14 protein-coding genes are annotated in these 20,587 nt (G+C 60.2%); 3 read left to right on the top strand and 11 right to left on the bottom strand.

All coding sequences use genetic code 11. The annotated features are described in order from the left end of the window. Nucleotides 1-2: 2 nt before the first annotated feature. The 6 genes from HA052_RS20565 to HA052_RS20590 form a co-directional block, all read right to left on the bottom strand. Nucleotides 3-743, bottom strand: coding sequence for a fimbria/pilus periplasmic chaperone (locus HA052_RS20565; protein ID WP_166453365.1), 741 nt, complete (start codon nt 741-743; stop codon nt 3-5). A gap of 40 nt (nt 744-783) precedes the next feature. Then, on the bottom strand, nt 784-1,371 hold the full coding sequence (locus HA052_RS20570; RefSeq protein ID WP_166453366.1) for a fimbrial protein: 588 nt from the start codon (nt 1,369-1,371) through the stop codon (nt 784-786). A 651-nt stretch (nt 1,372-2,022) separates the two neighbouring features. After that, nucleotides 2,023-2,676, bottom strand: a complete 654-nt coding sequence (locus HA052_RS20575) for a response regulator (RefSeq protein WP_166453367.1) — start codon at nt 2,674-2,676, stop codon at nt 2,023-2,025. A 72-nt stretch (nt 2,677-2,748) separates the two neighbouring features. Beyond that, entirely contained in the window at nt 2,749-5,976 is a 3,228-nt protein-coding gene (locus HA052_RS20580; RefSeq protein ID WP_166453368.1) for a hybrid sensor histidine kinase/response regulator, read from the bottom strand. Between the two features lie 120 nt (nt 5,977-6,096). Beyond that, on the bottom strand, nt 6,097-8,907 hold the full coding sequence (locus HA052_RS20585; RefSeq protein ID WP_166453369.1) for an ATP-binding protein: 2,811 nt from the start codon (nt 8,905-8,907) through the stop codon (nt 6,097-6,099). A 545-nt stretch (nt 8,908-9,452) separates the two neighbouring features. Beyond that, the gene (locus HA052_RS20590; protein WP_166453370.1) at nt 9,453-10,277 is read right to left on the bottom strand and encodes an AraC family transcriptional regulator; all 825 of its coding nucleotides are present in this window, start codon (nt 10,275-10,277) and stop codon (nt 9,453-9,455) included. Between the two features lie 136 nt (nt 10,278-10,413). Between HA052_RS20590 and HA052_RS20595 the strand changes: the two genes are divergently transcribed. After that, nucleotides 10,414-11,616, top strand: a complete 1,203-nt coding sequence (locus tag HA052_RS20595) for an FAD-dependent oxidoreductase (protein ID WP_166453371.1) — start codon at nt 10,414-10,416, stop codon at nt 11,614-11,616. A 36-nt stretch (nt 11,617-11,652) separates the two neighbouring features. Here the strand turns inward: HA052_RS20595 and HA052_RS20600 are convergent, their stop codons facing one another. From HA052_RS20600 to HA052_RS20615, 4 genes are all read right to left on the bottom strand, one after another. Further along, nucleotides 11,653-13,326, bottom strand: a complete 1,674-nt coding sequence (locus HA052_RS20600; protein ID WP_206118981.1) for a GMC oxidoreductase — start codon at nt 13,324-13,326, stop codon at nt 11,653-11,655. 400 nt (nt 13,327-13,726) lie between these two features. After that, nucleotides 13,727-14,233 carry a GNAT family N-acetyltransferase gene (locus HA052_RS20605; protein ID WP_166453372.1) on the bottom strand — a complete coding sequence of 169 codons (507 nt, stop codon included), beginning with the start codon at nt 14,231-14,233 and terminating at the stop codon, nt 13,727-13,729. Between the two features lie 68 nt (nt 14,234-14,301). Continuing rightward, entirely contained in the window at nt 14,302-14,559 is a 258-nt protein-coding gene (locus tag HA052_RS20610) for a YjhX family toxin (RefSeq protein ID WP_166453373.1), read from the bottom strand. 204 nt (nt 14,560-14,763) lie between these two features. Beyond that, a complete protein-coding gene (locus tag HA052_RS20615) occupies nt 14,764-15,333 on the bottom strand; it encodes a GNAT family N-acetyltransferase (RefSeq protein ID WP_166453374.1) in 570 nt (189 codons plus the stop codon). A 632-nt stretch (nt 15,334-15,965) separates the two neighbouring features. On the opposite strand from HA052_RS20615, the gene HA052_RS20620 reads away from it, so the two are divergent. Together HA052_RS20620 and HA052_RS20625 are read left to right on the top strand one after the other, a co-directional pair. After that, entirely contained in the window at nt 15,966-17,630 is a 1,665-nt protein-coding gene (locus HA052_RS20620) for a YadA family autotransporter adhesin (RefSeq protein ID WP_166453375.1), read from the top strand. Nucleotides 17,631-17,673: 43 nt separating this feature from the next. Continuing rightward, nucleotides 17,674-18,108 (top strand): outer membrane protein assembly factor BamE, encoded by a 435-nt coding sequence (locus tag HA052_RS20625; RefSeq protein ID WP_166453376.1) that lies wholly within the window; start codon nt 17,674-17,676, stop codon nt 18,106-18,108. Between the two features lie 146 nt (nt 18,109-18,254). Here HA052_RS20625 and katG read toward each other — a convergent pair whose 3' ends face one another. Next, nucleotides 18,255-20,465 (bottom strand): catalase/peroxidase HPI, encoded by a 2,211-nt coding sequence (gene katG, locus HA052_RS20630; RefSeq protein WP_166453377.1) that lies wholly within the window; start codon nt 20,463-20,465, stop codon nt 18,255-18,257. Nucleotides 20,466-20,587 lie beyond the last annotated feature (122 nt).

Consider the following 20,587-nt stretch of genomic DNA (forward strand, 5'->3'; position numbering starts at 1 on the left):
ACTTATTGCAGCCGTGCCTCCGCGTCTATGGTTCCGCCAAAGTCGCTGACGGCCTGAAATTGCAACAAGGCCCCGGTCTTGAAGGCCTGAGCTTGCCGTTTGATCAAAAACCGCTCGGAGGAGAAAGGCTTCACCATGTCAACCGCCACCTCGACCGGTTTGGCGCCGTCAGCGGTCAGCTTGGCCTGGAACAGAGAGACGAAGTACGGCGTGGGATTCCGGGCTTCCAGATAACGCTGCCCGTTTTCCGCCACCACTCGCCATTGCATTTTTTGCGGCGCCAGCGCGGGCTCGCCCGTCAAGGCTTGGGGCCGGAAAAACACTTTCAGCCGAGTGCGGTAAGTAAATTGCAGGTAGTTGTCCCCCGCCGCCTTGGGCGGGACTTCCAGGAAGTTGATCCAGAACACCGATTCGCGGTCTGGCGGCAAAACGTCCCCGCTGTACACCATGCGCACCACTTGCCGCTTGTCGCCGTCCAGGCGGACAATCGGCGGCGACAGGGTGAAGGGCACCTGAATATCGCTGGGCGCGACGGTGGCGTCGCCCAAATCCAGCCAGGACTGCACCAGGATCGGGTCCTTGCCCTTGTTCTCCAGCTGAATGCTCACTTCCCGTTCCTGGGCGGGATAAATAATCCGCGTCCCCCGGATCACGAGCGCCGCTTCCGCGGCGCTCGCCCAGCAAAAAGCCGCCACAGCACACACAGCCGCCATTCCCGCATACTTGCGCGCCATCCATGCCATGGCCGCTCCTCCCTAGCTGACAGTCAGATAAACGCGCCGATTATTGGTAAGCCAGTACATAGTCGATCTGGCTGAATACCGCGCCGCTGCCCGGCACGGTGCCGGTGTTGACGCGTTGGAGCTTGGCCGACAAGGGGATATTGGCGGAGCGTTGCACCACAGGTTGGCCATCTCCCGGCACACCAGGCGTCAAGGTGGCGATCGGCATGTCCGCGCTATTGGTGGAGCCCAGAGGGATCTTGACCGCGCTGCCGCCAGAGCCTTTGTACAGTTCGATTTCCAGGTTGGACGCCGCGCTTGGTCCGCTCAGCTTTAAGCGGCCGGTTTCTTTGTTCACGTTCTGGTTGTTGGGGTTGAAGGCGATTTGCACGCGGGAGGCGTTGCATACATCGGACTGGCCGGAAACGGTCAGGCTGAACGGGACTTCAGCGCTGCCGGCGGTCGGGATTTGATCAGGCGTCAGGTTATTGAAGTCCACCACTTTGTAGCCGTCTTCCTGACCATCGATCAGACAAGTGCTGGTGGCTACGCTGCCCTTAAATACGATCTCGCCGCGGTTGGCGGCAAACGCTTGGGAGGCCATGCCCACGCCCAAGGCCAGCGAAACAATGATTGCCAGTTTATTCATAAAACACTCCACACTTAATTAAGTTAAATCACAGCCGTGACCATGTTTCCTGACCACCGCCCGCGAGACAGGCCGCCACATCAAATCACTCCGGTCTGTCGCCAATGGCAGAAACATCCGCCGATCAGTAAGGGCATTATCTATAGGTGTTTCGTACAATAGAATAAGGCGTTTCTTAAAGCTGAGGTTTGGGCCGCAGAATAAGGAATTTCTTAATAAAAAAGTAAAGTGAAGAAATCGTGGCCTAGATTTTTGGAGACCAAGCAAGCCAACGCCGCCTCTCAGTCGAGGCGATCCGGGGGTAGGAAGGGCTATCGTTGAAAAACGAGTGTGGGTATGGAGCCGCCTGGCTTGTCATTGAGCAAGGCAGATTTTCATGAGGTCGCAGCATCGGCGAGCCTGCTCAGCTCCGCGAGATTACGCGATGCGTCTGAGCCGGGTATGGGTGTTCATGCGCTTGTGCAGGCTATGAGTACCTGGCGGGAAGGTGCCCTTAAAACCTGTTTACGACCTGCTGCGCGTCGGCGATACGGTGTTGATAACGGCTTCAAAATGCTCATGTACCATCGGCACATTCCGCTTTCTCCGCGGTTTCCGCCTTGTCTCGCCTTGGCTTGCGAGATCGTGAACATATTCTCAGAGTCATGCGTTTTAGCGAAACAGTCCCATTTCCAAACAGAGAGTGATCAAGTCCTGATCGCTTCGAGCACCCAGTTTTCTCATGCCGGAAACTTTTTGAGCGCTGATGGTTTTTTCGCTTCGGCTTAGCATTTTTGCTATTTGGTTTAGCGTCATGCCTGCCACGAAGTGACGTAAAACTTCAAATTCCCTGGCGGATAATTTTTCCACCTTGCTGCCTATTGTATCCTCGGCAATATTTCCCCTATTGGGAGGGGGAAGTGCCGACCCTCTATTCACCACTTGCTCCAGCGTGCGTCGTAGCTCAGATAGTGGTTGGCTTTTCAGAACCACCGCCGTCACGCCCAGATCTTGCAGGCTTGAAACGATCAAGTGGTTGGAAACCATTGTATAAATGATAAGCCGTACATTGGAGAAATGGCGTAGTAGATATTCTATCAGCTTCATGCCGTCGCCGTAGTTGGTGTCGCCGGGCATGCTGTAATCGACGATGACGATATGAGGCAGTTCATTTTGTTGCCGCAAGTTAATCAGTGTTTCAACTAATTCAGTGGAGTTGTGCGCCTCTCCCACCACTTCCAACAGGGTATTGCGCTCCACTTCTTCACGAATGCCCATCAGAACGATAGGATGATCATCGGCTATCAATACTTTTATTTTGCTCATGGTGTTTCCAGTGAATTTGATTCCAATGCCTATCTCTCAATCAATAAGCGGGGCCTTTATCATCTCTGTTGTTTAAGAAGCCGCTAGCCCTTGCAAAGCAGCCTCCAAACGGTTTTGAAACTGCTCCAGCTTGGCGATGTTCTCGTCATTCAATTCATACAACTCCGTGAGTTGTGCTTCCAATGCTTGGCCAGCGCTCATTAGCGTTTGCGCGTTGACTACCGCCAGGGCGCCATTAATGCGATGCAAGATGGTAGCTACTTTATGTGGTTTTCTGGACATTGAAGCCGTGTATAGCACGCCTAGGTCTGTGTGCATGGTGCGCAAAAATAGCTCGCGCATGGCCATTGGCACCCTCAAGCCATCTGGGATGGGGATGGTTTGCGCAGAGAGGGAAGCGGGCTTTTCTAAAGCTTTTTGGCTTAGCCGCGTTAATACGGTGCGCAAGCCGTGTAAATTGATGGGCTTAACCAACCAGGCATCCATGCCTGCGCGCAGACACGCTTCTTCCTCAATCCGCATGGCATTCGCGGTGACGCCGACGATGGGAATGTCCACGCCTTGGCCCCGGAGGGCTATGGCCAGCTCGTACCCATTCATCAGCGGCATGTTGACATCGGTCATCACTAGATCATACGGACGCATATTCCAGTGTTTCAAGGCTTCATGGCCATTGCCCACGACACAGGCGCGGCAACCCAGCAACTCCAGCTGCTCTTTCAAGATGAGTTGGTTGATCGGGTTATCCTCGGCGACCAAGACGTTCAATCCTAGTGCGGCAGTATCGCTGACTGCTTCCGGCTGGTCCTCGCCGGGCAGGCCGTGTTTTGCCAGCCATACCGCTTGCAGGATGCCGTTGAGATGGTGCGTGTTCACCAACCAACTATCTCCCTGCAGTTGCGCCTGCAGCGGTCCTTCCGGAGTGGCGATGACGCGTGTGCTCAGTGGGTGGCTAGGCCATTCATCCGCAGGGTCCAGATCTAATAGAATCAATCCGGAATCTTTCGGCACAGGCTCCATCGGGTCCAGCCAGCGAGTGCTGGCGCCCTGTCGGGTCAGCCAGCGTATCAGGCTTTCTCCCTGCTCTTTCAGATGAGCGCGCAGCAACACGGTAGTCTGGCTCAGGGGGTAGTCCGTAAGCGTGGGGGCCGGCGCTTGTTGCTCCAGTTCCAAGGACAGGGTGAAGCTACTGCCCAGCCCCAGATCGCTGACGACTCGAAGGGAGCCTCCCATCAATTGACTAAGTTGCCGGCAAATCGATAAGCCTAGTCCTGTTCCCGCAATCAAACCAGGCAGGGCTTGAGCCTGATAGAAGGGCTCAAACAGCCGGGTTTGTTGTTCCTGAGTGATGCCTATGCCGGTGTCGGTCACTTGCCAGGCTAAATTGACGCGGTCGTTTGGCACGGCGGTGGCTTTCAGGCGCAATACAATCCAGCCGGATTCGGTGAACTTGATGCTGTTGCTGAGTAGGTTATTTAAAATCTGGCGAATGCGCGTGGCATCCCCCAATACTAGCTCCGGGGTGTTCTCATCAAGATTGGCATACAACCGTAGTCTTTTGTTTTTAGCCATGGCGGCAAAAGCGCGCACAACCTCTTCGGACAGGCTAAGCGGGGAGAATGATTGCGACTCCAATGCCATTTGCCCGGACTCAATCTTGGAAACATCCAATACATTGCTGATCAATTGCAACAATAGAGAAGACGAGTCTTGCATGGTGCTCAAGTAAGCGCGCTGACGCGGGCTTAGCGGGGTCATGTCAAGGATTTCTATCGTACCCAGCAGGCCGTAAAGCGGGGTGCGAATTTCATGACTGATGGTAGTCAGAAAATGGGTTTTGGCTTCATTCGCGCTATCCGATACCCGCTTTGCCGCCTCCAGCGCCATTGAGCTGGCTTTGTAATGAGAAATATCGCTAAAGGAGCATAAGATGGCGTTCTTGCCGCGATGACGGGCTGGAGCAAAGCTGGCTTGCAAATAGCGCTCTCCAATGCGAAGACAAGCGGTGCGGTTAGAGACATCTTTTCCGTCTATTATTTCGCCCCAGAATGCGATCAGCTGCGGGTAGTCTCGCTCTTTGTCAAACCACTCCAACGCTAGCGGATTGACCACCAAGGGTTGGAGAAGAGGCAGTTCCAGAACAAACAAGGCGGTTGGCGCGGTTTGCGTTACCACGCGATTGAAGGCCTCGCTTTCCAGCACGGCTTGGTGCGAGGCTTGTGCCGGCGCCAATACTCGAAGCCGATACCAGCGTACCGCCAGTACGCCGCTCAAAGCCAGCAATAGCACGCTGATCATAAAGACTTGGACATGCCAGTTTGTCAGAGCGAGCAAATGGTTGTATTGCAATCGATATACCGCGGACCAATTCGGCTTGGTTTTAGTGGGCAAATAAAGCAGCAGGCCCTCTTGGCTAAAATTCAGTCCCGCTTTTAACGTCGACAATGAATAGGTTTTGCCTAACAGTACCCGTCCGTCGGGCGCAATCAGACTGATGTCGTCAAATACCCGGCGCTTGTTGGTGCCGCCCCAGCAAACATTTTGGATCTCCAGCGTTGAAACCGCCATAAGTTGGGAGCGGCTGCCCTTTTTCCAAAAATTTTCGCTGATATAGGCCGGGATATAGGCAAGCAGAGTGTTTGGATCGAGGCCTTGGACGTTTTTCCCGCTTACCCACTTGACCTTGGTGGTGTCATGCCGCTGTTGCAGTAAAAACTGGCGGATGGCGGAGGCTATCGTTGGAAAATTGGTGTGTGTCAGCGCCATTTCGGTTGCGGTATTGTCCACTGTCGGAACCGCCAGGCTGGTTGCTTCATCCAAGGCCAATAGAAAGCTTTGGGGGGCTTCGGTTTTGGCCAGCGACCAGTAAGTGCTGTAGTAATCCGCGCTTAAGGCCCCTAAGGCATACAGGCCGTTTGGTGGCTCTGGCCACTGATCTACGCGGTAACCCAGAGTAAACGGCATTGAATATGGGGAGCTGCGCCCCTCCACCATCAGGTAATCGCCAGCCTGCGCAATAGGGGTGTGTGTCGTTTCCAACAGTTTACCCAGCCGTTTGCCCATGATGTCGGAGTGGCGCCGCGCGCCGCGGCTAAGAAAGGTTTCATGCTCTCGAATGCCGTTGGCGACGCATGCGAAGTGTACCTGGGCCATATTCTGTTTTTCATCCAGCAGTAAGGTCGCGGCCCAGTAGCTGGCGGTTAAGGCGAGTAGAACCAAGGACAGGACCAAGATCAGACTCACATTGAGCTGTAAGGATGTTCTGATCAACTTACCGATGGATTGCGTATTATTTTCCATGACTCCGTTTCATTGACACATCTTGCGCGGGTCTATGCTTGGATTGGCTTGCAAGTGCTGGCGGCGTCGTTTCGTAAAACAGCCTGCGGCCAAGCGTTATCTCGCCGGCTGGGCTGACGCTCAGACAACGCCACTGGAAGAGAGATAGCCTGGGGAGGAAAGTTCGCCGTACTCCCTCCTCTGCTTCAATGAGTTTAAGCATCGAAACAGATTGGACAGACTGACTGGCTTGATGATCACCGCAGCCATCCCGGCCTCGCGTGCAAGTTGGGCTTCTTCTTTTAAAGTGCTGGCCGTCGTTCCCACGACCAAAAAGCCCGGCGCTTGCAGGTGGATTCTGCGCGCCAGCTCCCGGCCGTCCATCCGCGGCATGCTGATGTCCGTCAGCACCAGGTCAAATTCGTGGACATTCCATCGCTGCAGCGCTTCCTGGCCATTGGCGGCCAACTGCACGCGACAGCCCAAGGTTTCCAGTTGTTCCTTTAAAACCATGCGATTAATGTCGTTGTCTTCCACCGCCAAGACTCTGAGATTCAAGCTGCCCGGTGTTGAGGCGCCGGCCCCTGTCGGAGGGGCGGGGGCGAGCCCTAGCGTGGAAAGCACAGTATCCAAGATCACTGTCGGAGCGTATAAGGAGACCCATTCGGCGCTAGAGCGCGACGATTCGTCGCCATGCCATATCCGCACGCCGGGCCAGTTGGCACGCCGGTGCGGATCAATGTCCAAGCGCACTTCCAAGCACAGTTTGTCTCGCGGCAAGTTTTCCCTTGCGCAGGCCAGCGCTCTGCCGCCGAGGAAATTCAGCCAGTCGCACAGGCTGTCGGCCAGTTCTCGCACTGGCGCGCTGACGTAGATGGCGTGCTGAGTCAGAGGCTGTTGTCGTGAAGGGCTGTCCGCTAGCGGTTTCAGCGGTAGCCACAGAGTGAAACTGCTGCCCAGGCCCGGTTCGCTCACTACGGTGATGTCGCCTCCCATCAGGGTGGCGAGTTGCTGGCAGATCGGCAGACCCAGGCCGGTGCCGCTCGCCCTGCGGCGACCCTCGCCAACTTGGAAAAACAGCTTGAACAAAGAGGCCTGATCCTCGGCGGCAATGCCGATGCCGGTATCCGCGATCTGGATGGAGGCCCGGATACTGCCGTTGTTTCCATTGACCAAGCCGCAGCGCATGACGATACGGCCGTTATCGGTGAACTTCACCGCATTGCTGAGGAGGTTGCTCAGAATCTGTCGTACTTTGCGCGGGTCGCCCCGCAAGGGCAGGCTCAAACGCGGGTCGATACAAGCGTAGATCAATACGCCCTTGTTCAGAGCGGAGGCGGCGTAGCCGTGCACCACCTCATGCGCCAGCTCAAACAGATTGAATGTTTCCATCTCCAGCCGCAATTGACCCGCTTCTATCCTGGAAAGGTCCAGGACGTCATTGATGAGTCCCAACAGCGTGGTGGAGGAGCTTTGGATCGCCTGCACATAGCCTTGCTGTTGCGGGTCCAGGCGGGTGTGTTTGAAGAGCTCCAGGTTGCCGAACACGCCGTATAGAGGGGTGCGGATTTCGTGACTCATCGTGGCGATGAACGCGGTCTTGGCGGCATTGGCGGCATCGGCTAATTGCTTGGCGTGCTCCAGCGCCAGTTCGGCCTGTTTGCGCAAGCTGATATCGCTCAACGCGCACAGCAGCACTTCCTCTCCTCGATAGCGAGTGGGCACGAGACTGGCGAACAAATGGCGGCCATCGAGGGTGGCCAGCTCTTCGCTGACAACGCCGACTTGCTGCAGGCGCGCCCGCAGAAAGACGCGTTCCACCCACTCCGTCGACCTCCAATCCGGATCAATCGCGGGAAGCCAGTCGCGAGCTAACTGGTTTTCCAGAACGGCCTGACCATTGCGTCTGCGCAGCGCGCAAAGCGCCACAGGCGCCGCGTTGAATACCGAACGCAGAAAAGCCTCCGCTTCCGCATGCTGTTGCAGCCGCTGCAGCGCGGGCCGCACAAACCTGTTCAGTACGCATAGGCTGCCCAGGGCAAGCCCGGCGATAACGCAGCTTAAGACGGCCAGGCACTTTAACAAGGCATGGCGCATATCGTTGAGCAGAGCCGATTCCGGATAGCGATAGGCCAACATCCAGTCAGGCCCAAGCGGGAATCGGGTTTGAACGCTGGGCACAATAGGCAAGGCGTTGGACAGCCGTTGCCACATGTCCTGCGCCCGCCCTGAAGAGGCGGCGGCCGAAGCGCCCACCTCATGTTCATTAGCATCCAGCAAAGCGAACTCATAGCCAGCAAAGGGCTGCTGGCTGGCCAGAACGTCTCGTCCCAGGAACTCCAAAACAAGCCAGGCTTGTTCTCCGCTGTCCAGCGAAGAGGGGGAGATGAAAGGGCGCGCCATGTAAATGCGGCGCTGAGGATCTTTGGGATCGAACAGCCACACCGTCGTGCTTTGGTACAGCGGCGTCGGATTATCGCTTAACTGTCTAAGCACGGTGTCCGGCGTTTCTTCCCCGATTGGAAAGCCGCTTTCCAGCCTGTGCACGGCCAATTGATCCTTGCTTTGCCATAACAACAAGAGGTTGACGCCCAAGTTGGCTGCCTGGAGCTGATCGTTTAAGGACAAGGTCAAGCCGGGCGGAGGCAGAGGTTCGCCTATCCGGTTGAGGTGATTCAATGAACCTGGAGGCCGGTCTGAGCCAGCTGCGGCGGGCTTGTCCAGGTTTTTTAGGAATTCCACGCGGCGATTGAAAAAAGCCTTTGCGGCGTAAGCCGCTTCATTCATGGATAGACGTTGGACCGCGACATGACTATTCAGTTGGATATTCAGGTAAATAGCTAAAATGCATATAGTGCATAAAAGCAGCGCTCCAGCCAATAGCCACACAATACTGGCGGCCGCAGACAGCCGCAATGGCCAGGGTTTAAGCACTAAGCACTTGATATCCATCGGAATATCGTAATTGCGTATGCTGCCGGGAAATATAAGTAATTTCTGAAAGCAATAATGTTTTTCAAGTACGAAACATCAATAGTCTGGCTTGCAAGTTGGATGTCATTTTTATACATGGTTTCATAATGAAATTTATATTGCCGTGCCAGCTGGGCTCATGGGTTGACCCCTAGTGGAAAATTGCTGTCCAGTAGGGTTGGCCTGGTCGCTATGTCCGAACTGTCATATAGAACCAAGGTTTTGATTGCTTATGGATTTTGCCTGTCGACGTTGAGAGCTTGTTTTAAGAGGTTGGCGCGCGCTATCGGAGTCAAAATAAATTGAGAGAGTCTCGATAGAAACGGGTCAAGGCTGGCCGGGCATGCGTTCTTGCTGAATCAAAAATGGACTTAGGCCATGGGAAGGCGCCAAGGCGTTGGGATACATTTAAACTATAAATCAATGCGGCAAGCGGCGACAGGATCGCCATGGCGCTGAAGCGGGCTTAGAGATTGAACGGGTGCTCGCGAGGCCTCGGCTCGCCGATCCCAATCAATATCCCGTTAGTTTGGTTCTTGCCGCGCGAAAAAGCGCGCTGGCGAATCGCCGAAGGCGCGCCGGAACATCGCGATGAAGTTGCTGGGCGAGGCATAGCCCAATTCGTCGGACACCGCGGTCACGGCGACGCCGCGTGCCAGCATTTCCATGCCGCGTATCAGCAGCGCTTGTTGCCGCCACTGTCCAAAGCGCATGCCGGTATGCGCCAGGATGTGGCGGCGCAGAGTGCGCGGCGACATCGCCGCCGCGTCCGCGCAGTCGGCCAGTGCGTGTTTGCCGGCCGGCTCGGTTAGCAGGCGGCGGGCCAGCTCCGCGATGCGCGGATGCTCCGGTATCGGCAGGCAGAGCGCCTGCTGAGGCGCTTGCCGCAACTCGTCCAGCAGCACCGCGGCGATGCGCTCCTGCTCCGGCCGCCATGACGAATAATCCGTCCACGTCACCGCGCGGCGCACTGCGGCGCGCATCAGTTCGGTGATCGCCACCACCTGCGCTTGCGGACTCAGCGTCCGGCTCCAGTCCGGGTTCAACAGCAGGCTCCAGCCGGTCAGCGCGCCGCTGACGCGCACCCGGTGCGGCACGCCGGGCGGAATCCAGCCGGCGCGGTGCGGCGGCAAAACCCAGGCGCCGCACGGGGTGCGGATTTGGATCAGGCCGGTTTCCACGCACAGCAGCTGCCCGCGGGCATGGCGGTGCCAAGCGTATTCGCGGCTGCCCAGCCGGTAGTCGCTGTCTTCTTTATCGTTGCCGGGCACGGCGATCAGCGGCGGCCCGCCGATCCATTCGCTGAGGTCCGTTCCGTCTTCCGGCGGAGTGATGTCGATCTTGGCCATTTTTCACCATTTATTGGCAAAACAGCGTTATAGCAGCTTTGTCGGTAGCGCGCACAATCGTCGGTAAGGGCCTGGACGGCCGCCGGCGCGGCGGCGGTTCAGGCTGGGTGTCCACATGAGAAGCAAAGGAGAAGCTATGCAATCCCTACGCATTGGCATCGTCGGCGCCGGCTTGGGCGGGCTGTGTCTGGCCCAGGGCCTGGCGCGCGCCGGCGTCGCCGCCACGTTGTTTGAACGCGATCACGCTGCGGACAGCCGCTGGCAAGGTTATCGGCTGCGTATCGACGGCGACGGCCAGCAGGCGTTGAGGCGGGTCTTGACGCCGAGGCAGTTCGAGTTGTTCCGTCAAAGCTGCTCGCTGGGCGGCGACGATTGTTTCATCGACCCGCAACTGCGTGTTTGGTCGGAGCGGAAGCCGGCGCATTGGCGACCGTCGGCGCAGGACGGCGACGCGGCGCAGCGCGACCTCAGCGCCAACCGCCAGACGCTGCGGGAAGTCCTGGCCAGCGGCCTGGAAGAACAAATCCATTGGGGCCATGCATTGCGCGGCTTTAGGGAAACGCGCAACGGTTTGTTGCTGGACTTCGAGGATAAGCCCGAGTTCGAGGTGGATGTGCTGATCGCCGCGGACGGGGCGGCCTCCATGGTGCGCCGGCAATTGGCTCCGGGCGGGGAGCCGGAGGACGAGGGCGCGGTGGTGCTCTACGGCGTCACGCCTCGGGACGCCTTGCCGGCCGAGGCGTCGACGCCGGAGCTGGGCCAGGGCGTCTGCGTGGTGTTCGGCGACGGCCTGACGGCGGTGATCGAGGCGATGCGCTTCCGCGCGCCTTTGCCGGAACTGGCTCGGCGAATGGCGCCGGAAGTCAGGCTGAGCCCGATGCCGGATTACTGGTATTGGGCCTGCGTGGCGAGGGCCGAGGACTTGGGCGGAGCCTTGTCGGATGAGCGTCTGAGCGGCGCGGCGTTGCGAGCGCGGGTCCAACAGGCGACGCGCGGCTGGCATCCGCGTTTGCAGGCTGTTTTCGCGAATGGCGATCCGCAGTGTCTGGGCGCGCGCGCCATCCGTATGGCGGCCGAGGTGCCGACATGGCGTTGCGAGCGGGTGGCTTTATTGGGCGACGCGGCGCACGCGATGAGTCCGGCCGGAGGCTTAGGGGCCAATACCGCGCTCTGCGACGGCGCGGAACTGGCTGCGGCTTTGGCGCCGGCGAGCACGGCGGCCGAGGCGGAGGCGGCGCTGCGCGTCTGGGAGCGGGACATGCGGCGGCGCGCCGAGCGCGCCTTGCGGATGTCGCGCGAGGGCAGCGCGCGCTTGCTGCAACGGTCTGGTTTAGAGTGAGGCTCGGCCGCCGCCATGGCTTGGCGGCGGCGGGCCTTACTTGCCGTTTTTGATGATGTGCTCGATGTTGCGCTCGGCCAGCGCGGTGATGGTCAACGAGGGGTTGGCCGCGCCGGCGCTGCCGGGAAGCAAGGCGCCGTCCATCACATACAGGCCGGGATGGCCGATGACGCGGCCCCAGGCGTCGGTGGCTTTGCCGATCACCGCGCCGCCCAGCGGATGCGCGGTCCAGTTTAGTCCGGTGACGCCGGCTATGATCCCCGGAAAACCCGGAACGGTGCCGGTGGCCGCGGCGATTTTGTCGTTCACCGTCTTGGCGGCGGCCACGCTGTCGCGGTTGCCGTTCTGCGGCCAGTTCAGCACCACACGGTCCGTGGCCGGGTTATAGCTGAAATGCCCGCGATTGCTTTGATCGAAGGCCATGCCCAGCGATCCGATCACCGTGCTCAAATCCAGCGGCAAGCCCGGCACGTACCAGTTTTCCAGAGTGAGCGGCTGCCCGCTGTTTGGATCGTGGATGCGGGAGGCGCTGGGGGTGCCCTGGGCGGCCAGCGACAGCGTGCTGAAGCTGCGCGTGACGATGGTGTCGCCGTTGCTGCCCCAGCCTTGGCCGATGTGTTCGTTGAGATTGCGCAAAGTGCCTTGCGCCCGGGCCTTGACCAGCAGTTCCGAGCTGCCGATGGAGCCGGCGGCGAGAAAGAGCCGGTCGCAGTTGAGGCGGTAGCGGTCCAGTTGCCGGCCGTCGGGCGCGCGCTTGACGACGTCAACCTCGTAGCGGCTGCCGTCCCAGGCGATGCTGAGCACCTCATGGCCGGGATAGATGGCGGCGCGGCCGGTGGCTTGCGCCTGGGCCAGGTAGTTTTGGTTGAGGTCGAACTTGGCGCCGTTGGAGTTGCCGTGGTTGGACAAGCCCGCGGTGGCGGAGGGCGTGGATTGCCAGCGCAGTTCCTGGCGGATCACGTCCCAGTTGAAAATGGAATCGTTGGCCGTGGTGGCGTAGCCGGCCTTGCGTACCTGGGCGTCCCAGATGCGGGAATGGTGGAAGGGCTTGCTGTTGTAGATATCCGCCGGCATGGAGTCCAAGCGCAGCATTTGCCGGACCCTGGGGTAGTAGGTCTTGTTCATTTCCTCATAACCGACCCAGTTGCCGAACAGGGCCTCGAAATAGCGTTGTTCCGGCTGAATCATCACCCCGGTGAATACCACCGAGCCGCCGCCGACGCAGGCGCCGCGCCAGACATTCATATTTGGGTAGTCGGTTGAGTCCAGCACGCCGCCGAAGGAGTCGAAGTACGTGGTCACGCCTATCAGCATCTTGGCCTGGCGTCGGTGCCAGAACGCGCGTCCGTCCGGCAGGGTGTCGTTGGAGAAGATGTCGCGTCGCGGCGCATTGGGCCAGCGATGGCCGCGCTCCAGCACCGTGACCTGCTGGCCGGCCTGTGCCAGGCGCAGCGCGGAGACGGCGCCGCCAAAGCCGGAGCCTATCACCAGATTCGGGGTGTAGGCGGGTGGACGCGGCACGGCTTGGAATAGTTCGGGAATCAGCCGCTGGTACTTGGCCAGCTGGAGCGCGTCCGTGCCGAAGAAAGCCGAGGAGGACGCCGGCAGCATCAGGCCGGCGGCGCCTGCGCCCGCGCCCAGCAAGAGCTGGCGTCGGTTCAATTGCGCGGCGAGCGGAGAAGGTTGTTCATTGTCCGGGGTGTAAGCCATGGGATCGCCCTTTCATGTTTAAGAACCTGTTCACTATCTGCTGCGCGTACACGGTGAGTACCTTTTCGAAATGCTCATGGAGCACTTGGCCATCTCGCTTTCTCAATGGTTTTCGCCTTGTCTCTCCCTTGGCGCGAAGTTTTGGACAGGCTCAAGGTGGCCATTGCGGCCAAACAGTTTGCTTATTAAGTAAGCGCTAAGATTTTTGTCTGGCTAGGCGGAGGGGCGATACTGTCATTTGTGACATTTATTTAATTGACATTAAATCATTTTCAAAACAATTAATTTATTCATTTGATGATAAAGAAAGCCGTGGTGTCGGGCAGGTTTCAGAACCCCGCGGAGCCTTGTCCCAGCCAGCCCGGCCGCCGCAGCGGCGCGGGCCGGCTCGCCAAACCGTTTAGGCGATGGCTTCGAACGCCGGGTGGTAGCTGACGCTGCCCGCCGGCGACGGCGCGCCAAAGCTTTGCGCCATGAAGTATTCAGCCGGTACGCCCGGCAAAATCAGGCCCGGCCGAGGCTGGAAGCCAAAGCGCGCGTAATAGCCGGGATCGCCCAGCACCACGCAGCCTTGCGCGCCCAGTTCGCGCAGCGCGGCCAGCGCTTTTCTCATCAACAGGCTGCCTATGCCTTGGCCCTGCCGTGCCGGATGCACGGATACCGGACCGATGCCGTGCCAGCCGGCGGCGCCGGTGGAGATGAGCACCGGCGAGGCGGCGATGTGGCCCAGCAGCTGTTCGCCGTCCAGCGCCACGAGGGAAAGCGTGAGCTGGCCGCTGCGACGCAGCGCGTTGACGATGAACTGCTCGGTATGGCTGGAGTGTTCTTCGGCGAGGAAGGCGGCCCGGGTCAGTTCGAAGATGGCGTCGATGTCGCGGGCTTGTTCGTTTCTCAGAGTGAGTGTCATCGCGTTTTCCTTGGATTGGAGCGCGCCAGCGCCGCCGCCTTGTGCATTCGGCAGCCTGGCGGCGGTGGTCATTGGTTGTCGAGTTGGCCGCGCACGGCGCGCAGACCGGCCTTGTTGATTTGGTAAGGCTGGCCGTTTTGGGAACGGATCAGGCGCTTGGCCCTGAGCTTCTGGAACACGAGCAGGGTGCAATCGGACAGCAGATACCCTTCGCGGGTATAGCATTCAACGGTGGAGATACGGCCCGCGTCGTCGCGCAGGTGCGCGATGCGGCCGCCTTTGGCTAGGACGTGCAAAGTCCTTTGCTCCGGCTTGGAGATATTCATATTGGATGATCATTCGGCAATCAAATGCGAAAACGGGCAGCCGCCGCGATGCGGGCGCTACCAGCTAAGGGGCATTTTGATAACGGCCAGCGGCAAAGCGGGCGGCGTTATCGGATTGCTGCAATCTCCAACATGCAAAGCCTTGTGCGAAGAAAAAAGAAGGGCGCTCAATCAAAGGAGCAGGCCAAAATTCTATGCGGATAGCTAAATAAAATCAACAGCCTGGGCGGCCAGCGCCAGTTCCAGCTGGCAGTCGAAAGGCTCCAGCGCCAGTTGCGGCGCGTGCAGCCAGTGGGCGGGCGCGCAGCCGCAGGCCTCGTAGAAGGCGACGGTTTCAACGGCGGAGTGCGAGGAGATGTAGAGCGCGTCCGCGCCCAGTTCGCGGCCGGCGGCGGCGCTGGCGGCCAGCAGCGCGCGCCCCAGGCCCCGGTTTCGCCAGCGGCGGTCCACTTGCAGCTCTTTCAGTTGCCGGTAGCCGCCGTCCGGGCCCAAGGCCTGCGGGTCTACGGCGGCGAAACCAGCGAGGCCGCCTTCGATTTCCAGCGCCAACACCGCGCCGTCGGCGGCGATGCGCGCCATCTCCCGCGCCAGTTCGCGCCGTTCCGCCGGCGACCAGTCGTCGATGAAGGGCTCGGCCACGCACTGCCGGCCAGCGGGGCCGGCGCGGTAGACCAGGCGGACATCCTGACGGCGCTGAAAGGCGTCTAGCCAATTGGCGGGGATGTCGCGTGGGCTTAGCCGGCGAATAGGCAAGGGGGATGGGCGGCGGGGCATGGTGTGGATGACGGAAGCAAAAACGACATTATCTCAGAACCTGCTTACGATCTGCTGCGCATCGGTAGAGAGATTGTGCGATGAGTGCCGGCTTCGAGATGCTCATGTACCACGCGTACATTCCGCTTTCTCAGCCGTTTTCGCCTTGTCTCGCTCTTGCTCGCGAGATCGTAAACACGTTCTCGGAACGGCGCGCGGCCGTCGGATATTCTGTTTGAATTTTTTATCGACTAAGCAGATTGATAGCTAAAACGAATTAATCGATTCAATTATTTCAATTTTCACAGATATTAACAGAATGTTAGGATTCATAAAAATCAAAGGCATAGCGTGATCCCGGCCGCGCCGAAGAGGGAATTTCAAGTACTCGTCCTTCTCGAGCGCGGTTTGTTGTGAACGGAGTGCCTGGATGCAGGGACAAGCCAGCGCCGCCGGCGGAGCCTCGCCGCGCCCCTGGACCGAACCGCGGTCGGCCATGGGTTTCAGGCCGGGATGTGCGTTTTTGCGCCTATCCCGTCCGAAATCTGGAGCTGGAGGCGCGCTTGCCTGCAAAGACTTGCCTTAGGTGAATTCCATCAATCTTGAAGAATGTGGTCTGTGAAATGAGTCATAAAGTATCTGCAGCAAAGAGTTTGTCCTTGCCTTCCCTGGCCTTGAGCGCAATCAGCTTGGCCGTGGTCTGTTCCTGGTCCGCCTTGGCGAGCGCCGACACGATCTCCGGCGTCGGCAGCAATAATGTCTACGGCGCGGGCTCGGTGGATCCGGGAGTGGCGACCAATAGCAATAACTCGATCTATGGCGTGGGCGCCGGCAGCAATATGACCGGCACCAACAACTCGGCGTTCGGCGCCGCCGCCGGCGTGAATGTGAACGGCGGCTACAACACCTCGATTGGCCAGAACGCGGGCACCGGCGTGCAGGGCAACAATAATGCCTTCATTGGCAACGACTCCGGCTATAACGTTACCGGCGACGCCAACGTCGGCGCCGGCATCAACACCATCCGCAACGTCACCGGCACCGGCAACACTGGCAGCGGGGCCAACTCGGCTCAGGACATCCAGGGTGATTTCAACTCCGGCTTGGGCAACAACTCCAATCGCAATGTGACCGGCAGCTACAACACCAGCAGCGGCACCTTCTCCGGCTGGAACATCAACGGCAGCAACAATACCGCCAATGGTTCCTCCGCCGGCTCCAATGTCAGCGGCAGCAACAATACCGCGGTGGGCACTTCTGCCGGCCGCGGCGTGACCGGCAACGGCAACTTCGCCGCCGGCAGTCAGGCCGGCCAGAACGTGTTCGGCAGCAATAATGTGGCCATCGGCAATAATGCGGGCGCCAACATCAACGCCAGTAATGCGGTGGCGGTGGGCAACAATGCCGCCGCCACCGCCAACAATGCGTTGGCGATAGGCAGCAACGCCCAGGCCAGCAACGCCAACGATGTTGCCTTGGGCGCCAACAGCCGGACCGCGGCGGCCAACCCCACCGCCAGCGGCGTGGTGAACGGCGTGACCTACAACTATGCCGGCGCGGCCCCTTCCAGCGTGGTGAGTGTGGGCAGCGCGGGCAATGAGCGCCAAATCAGCAATGTCGCCGCCGGCCGGGTGAGCGGGACCAGCACGGACGCGGTGAACGGCAGCCAGCTGAACGCGACCAATCAGGCGGTGCAGCGCGTGAGCGCCAAGGTGGACAATGTCGGCGCCGGCACCGCGGCGGCCTTGGGCGGCGGCGCGTCCTACAACGCTCAAACCGGCGCGGTGAGCGGCCCGAACTACACCGTTTACGGCAATACCGTGAACAATGTCGGCGATGCGATCGATCGTCTGCAGAAAAGCGGGCCGGTGCAGTATTCGGACCCCACTGGCCGGACAACGACGACGGCCACCGGCAACGACGTCACTCTGGTGGGCGGGGATGGCGGCAGACCGGTGACCATTCACAATGTGGCGGCGGGCGCACAGGGCACGGACGCGGTGAACGTGGATCAGCTGAATGCGGCCAACTTCAACAATCAGCAGCAATTCAAGCAGCTCCGGTCCGATCTGTCCGATACGCGCCGCGACGCGTTTGGCGCCGCGGCCGGCGCGATGGCCATAGCCGGTCTGCCGCAAGCCTTCTTGCCCGGCAAGAGCATGTTGGCCGTGGCCACGGCAACCACCGGCGGCGAGTCCGCCATCGCGGTGGGGCTGTCCTCGCTGTCCGACAACGGCCGCTGGGTGGTGAAATTCTCCGGTTCCACCAATACCCGTGGTCAAGGCGGCGCCAGCCTGGGCGCGGGCTTCCAGTGGTAAGCGGCAAACAAGATCAATCAGCTGATATTGAATGAGATAGATGATGAAAAAACCGGTATTCGGCGGCTCTCTCCGCTACCTGTTGCTGGCGGCCGCCGGCGCGGCCTTGATGGGCTGCGGCACTAGCCGCCTGAGCAAGATCACAGACGACGGCCATCTGGCCGAGCAGGCTAGCCCGACATGGCCCAGCATTGAACACAATGGCTGGCAGCCGGAAGGCAGCGTGCCCAATCTCGAAAATTTGGCCAAGGTTCAGCCGGGCCTGAGCAAGGAGCAGGTTTACGGCCTGATCGGCCGCCCGCACTTCGCGGAGGGCATGGTTGGCGTGCGTGAGTGGGATTACGTATTGAACCTGAGCCCCAAGGGCGGCGAGCAAGCCCGGGTTTGCCAGTACAAGCTGTTGTTCGACAAGCGGATGAAGGTGGCATCCGTGATCTGGCGACAGGAGTCCTGCGCCGATATCGCCGCCGCTGTCTGAATTCAGCGCGAGGCCCGGAGCCGAGCGAAATGAAACGAACCGCCTTGACCGACGGTTCGTTTTTTCATGCGCGCAGCGGCGGCGCCGGGCCCCAAAAAAGCGCGGTCCAGATGGACCGCGCTTTGCTTGCCGAATGCGAACCGCGCTTATTTCAGATCGAAACGGTCCAGGTTCATCACCTTGTTCCAGGCGGCGACGAAGTCGCGGACAAACTTCGGCTGCGCATCGTTTTGAGCGTAGACCTCGGCCAGCGCCCGCAGCTGCGAGTTGGAGCCGAACACCAAGTCAACGCGGCTGCCGGTCCACTTGAGCTGGCCGGTTTTGCGGTCGCGGCCTTCGTACAACTCGCCCGCGCTGGAGGCGGGCTGCCAGGCCACGCCCATGTCCAGCAGGTTGACGAAGAAGTCGTTGCTCAATACGCCTGGACGGGTGGTGAACACGCCGTGAGGCGCATTGTCGACGTTAGCGCCCAGCACGCGCAGGCCGCCCACCAGCACCGTCATTTCCGGCGCGCTCAGCGTCAGCAGCTGCGCCTTGTCCACCAGCAGCGCTTCCGCCGGCAAAGAGTAGGCTTGCTTCTGATAGTTGCGGAAACCGTCCGCCTGCGGCTCCAGCACGCTGAAGGACTCCACATCGGTCTGTTCCTGGCTGGCGTCGGTCCGGCCCGGCGCAAACGGCACGCTGACCTTGTGGCCGCCGGCTTGGGCGGCGGCTTCCACCGCCGCGCCGCCGGCCAGCACGATCAAGTCGGCCAGCGATACTTGCTTGCCGCCGCTCTGCGCGGCGTTGAAGTCCTGGCGAATGGCTTCCAGCGCTTTCAGCACGCGGGCCAGTTGCGCCGGCTGGTTCACCGCCCAGTCTTTTTGCGGAGCCAGGCGGATGCGGGCGCCGTTGGCGCCGCCGCGGTTGTCCGAGCCGCGGAAGCTGGAGGCGGAGGCCCAGGCGGTGGAGACCAGTTCGCTGACGGACAGGCCGGAGGCCAACACTTTGGCCTTGAGCGCGGCGATGTCGGCGCCGTTGATCTGCGGTTGACAGGCCGCCGGCACCGGGTCTTGCCAGATCAAATCCTCGGCCGGCACTTCCGGCCCCAGGTAACGGGTCTTGGGGCCCATGTCGCGGTGGGTCAGCTTGAACCAGGCGCGGGCGAAGGCGTCGGCGAAAGCGGCCGGGTTTTGATGGAAACGGCGGGCGATGGGCTCGTAGATCGGGTCGAAGCGCAGAGACAGATCGGCGGTGGTCATCATCGGCGGGTGTTTTTTCGCCGGGTTGTGAGCATCCGGGATCAGGTGTTCCGGCTTGACGTTCTTGGCCACCCACTGGTGGGCGCCGGCCGGACTCTTGGTCAGTTCCCAGTCGTAGCCGAACAGCGTGTCGAAATAGCCGTTGTCCCATTGCGTCGGGTTGGGTTTCCACGCGCCCTCGATGCCGCTGGTGGTGGTGTATTCGCCCTTGCCGTCGCCAAAGCGGTTGATCCAGCCCAGGCCTTGCGCCTCCAGCGGCGCGGCTTCCGGTTCCGGGCCCACCAGCGCCGGATCGCCCGCGCCGTGAGCTTTGCCGAAGGTATGGCCGCCGGCCACCAGGGCCACGGTTTCTTCATCGTTCATCGCCATGCGGGCGAAGGTTTCGCGCACGTCGCGGCCGGAGGCCAGCGGGTCCGGATTGCCGTCCGGGCCTTCCGGGTTCACGTAGATCAGGCCCATCTGCACCGCGGCCAGCGGATTGTCCAGCTGGCGGTCGCCGGAGTAGCGGCTGTTGGCTTCGGCGCTGGTGGCCAGCCATTTGGTTTCCGCGCCCCAGTAGACGTCTTCTTCCGGCTGCCAGATGTCCTGACGGCCGCCGCCGAAACCAAAGGTTTTAAAGCCCATGGACTCCAGCGCCACGTTGCCGGCCAGGATCATCAGGTCTGCCCAGGAGATCTGCTTGCCGTACTTTTGCTTGATCGGCCACAGCAGACGGCGCGCTTTATCCAGGTTGCCGTTGTCCGGCCAGCTGTTGAGCGGAGCGAAGCGCTGGTTGCCGGTGCCCGCGCCGCCGCGGCCGTCGGCGGTGCGGTAGGTGCCGGCGTCGTGCCAGGCCATGCGGATGAACAGGCCGCCGTAATGGCCCCAGTCCGCCGGCCACCAGTCCTGAGAGGTGGTCATCAGCGCTTTAAGGTCGTTTTTCAGCGCGGCGTAGTCCAGCTCTTGGAAGGCGGCGGGGTAATCGAAGTCCGGCTCCAGCGGATTGGAAGCTGGCGCGTGTTGATGCAGGATGTTGAGATTGAGCTGGTTGGGCCACCAGTCGCGGTTGGATTGGGCGTTCACGACAGCGGGATTGCCGGCGGTTTGGTGGAATGGGCACTTGGACGGGCTACTCATGACAGACTCCTTAGGTCAAGGGGTTCAATGACTTGCTGGGATCAGCTTAGTGAAGCTTGCCGCTGGAAGCCATTGAGCAATTTCAATCAGTCCTATGGCTTCCGTCAATCAATCATGCTTTG

The sequence above is a fragment of the Chromobacterium fluminis genome (assembly GCF_011602385.1).
GTDB classification, from domain to species: Bacteria; Pseudomonadota; Gammaproteobacteria; order Burkholderiales; family Chromobacteriaceae; genus Chromobacterium; species Chromobacterium fluminis.

Excerpts from the sequence above, each read along its gene's own strand:
- HA052_RS20615 (WP_166453374.1), bottom strand. The coding sequence starts at position 15,333 with ATGCCCCGCCGCCCATCCCCCTTGCCTATTCGCCGGCTAAGCCCACGC.
- HA052_RS20575 (WP_166453367.1), bottom strand. The coding sequence starts at position 2,676 with ATGAGCAAAATAAAAGTATTGATAGCCGATGATCATCCTATCGTTCTG.
- HA052_RS20610 (WP_166453373.1), bottom strand. The coding sequence starts at position 14,559 with ATGAATATCTCCAAGCCGGAGCAAAGGACTTTGCACGTCCTAGCCAAA.
- HA052_RS20570 (WP_166453366.1), bottom strand. The coding sequence starts at position 1,371 with ATGAATAAACTGGCAATCATTGTTTCGCTGGCCTTGGGCGTGGGCATG.
- HA052_RS20595 (WP_166453371.1), top strand. The coding sequence starts at position 10,414 with ATGCAATCCCTACGCATTGGCATCGTCGGCGCCGGCTTGGGCGGGCTG.
- HA052_RS20585 (WP_166453369.1), bottom strand. The coding sequence starts at position 8,907 with ATGGATATCAAGTGCTTAGTGCTTAAACCCTGGCCATTGCGGCTGTCT.
- HA052_RS20605 (WP_166453372.1), bottom strand. The coding sequence starts at position 14,233 with ATGACACTCACTCTGAGAAACGAACAAGCCCGCGACATCGACGCCATC.
- katG (WP_166453377.1), bottom strand. The coding sequence starts at position 20,465 with ATGAGTAGCCCGTCCAAGTGCCCATTCCACCAAACCGCCGGCAATCCC.
- HA052_RS20590 (WP_166453370.1), bottom strand. The coding sequence starts at position 10,277 with ATGGCCAAGATCGACATCACTCCGCCGGAAGACGGAACGGACCTCAGC.
- HA052_RS20625 (WP_166453376.1), top strand. The coding sequence starts at position 17,674 with ATGAAAAAACCGGTATTCGGCGGCTCTCTCCGCTACCTGTTGCTGGCG.
- HA052_RS20565 (WP_166453365.1), bottom strand. The coding sequence starts at position 743 with ATGGCATGGATGGCGCGCAAGTATGCGGGAATGGCGGCTGTGTGTGCT.
- HA052_RS20600 (WP_206118981.1), bottom strand. The coding sequence starts at position 13,326 with ATGGCTTACACCCCGGACAATGAACAACCTTCTCCGCTCGCCGCGCAA.
- HA052_RS20580 (WP_166453368.1), bottom strand. The coding sequence starts at position 5,976 with ATGGAAAATAATACGCAATCCATCGGTAAGTTGATCAGAACATCCTTA.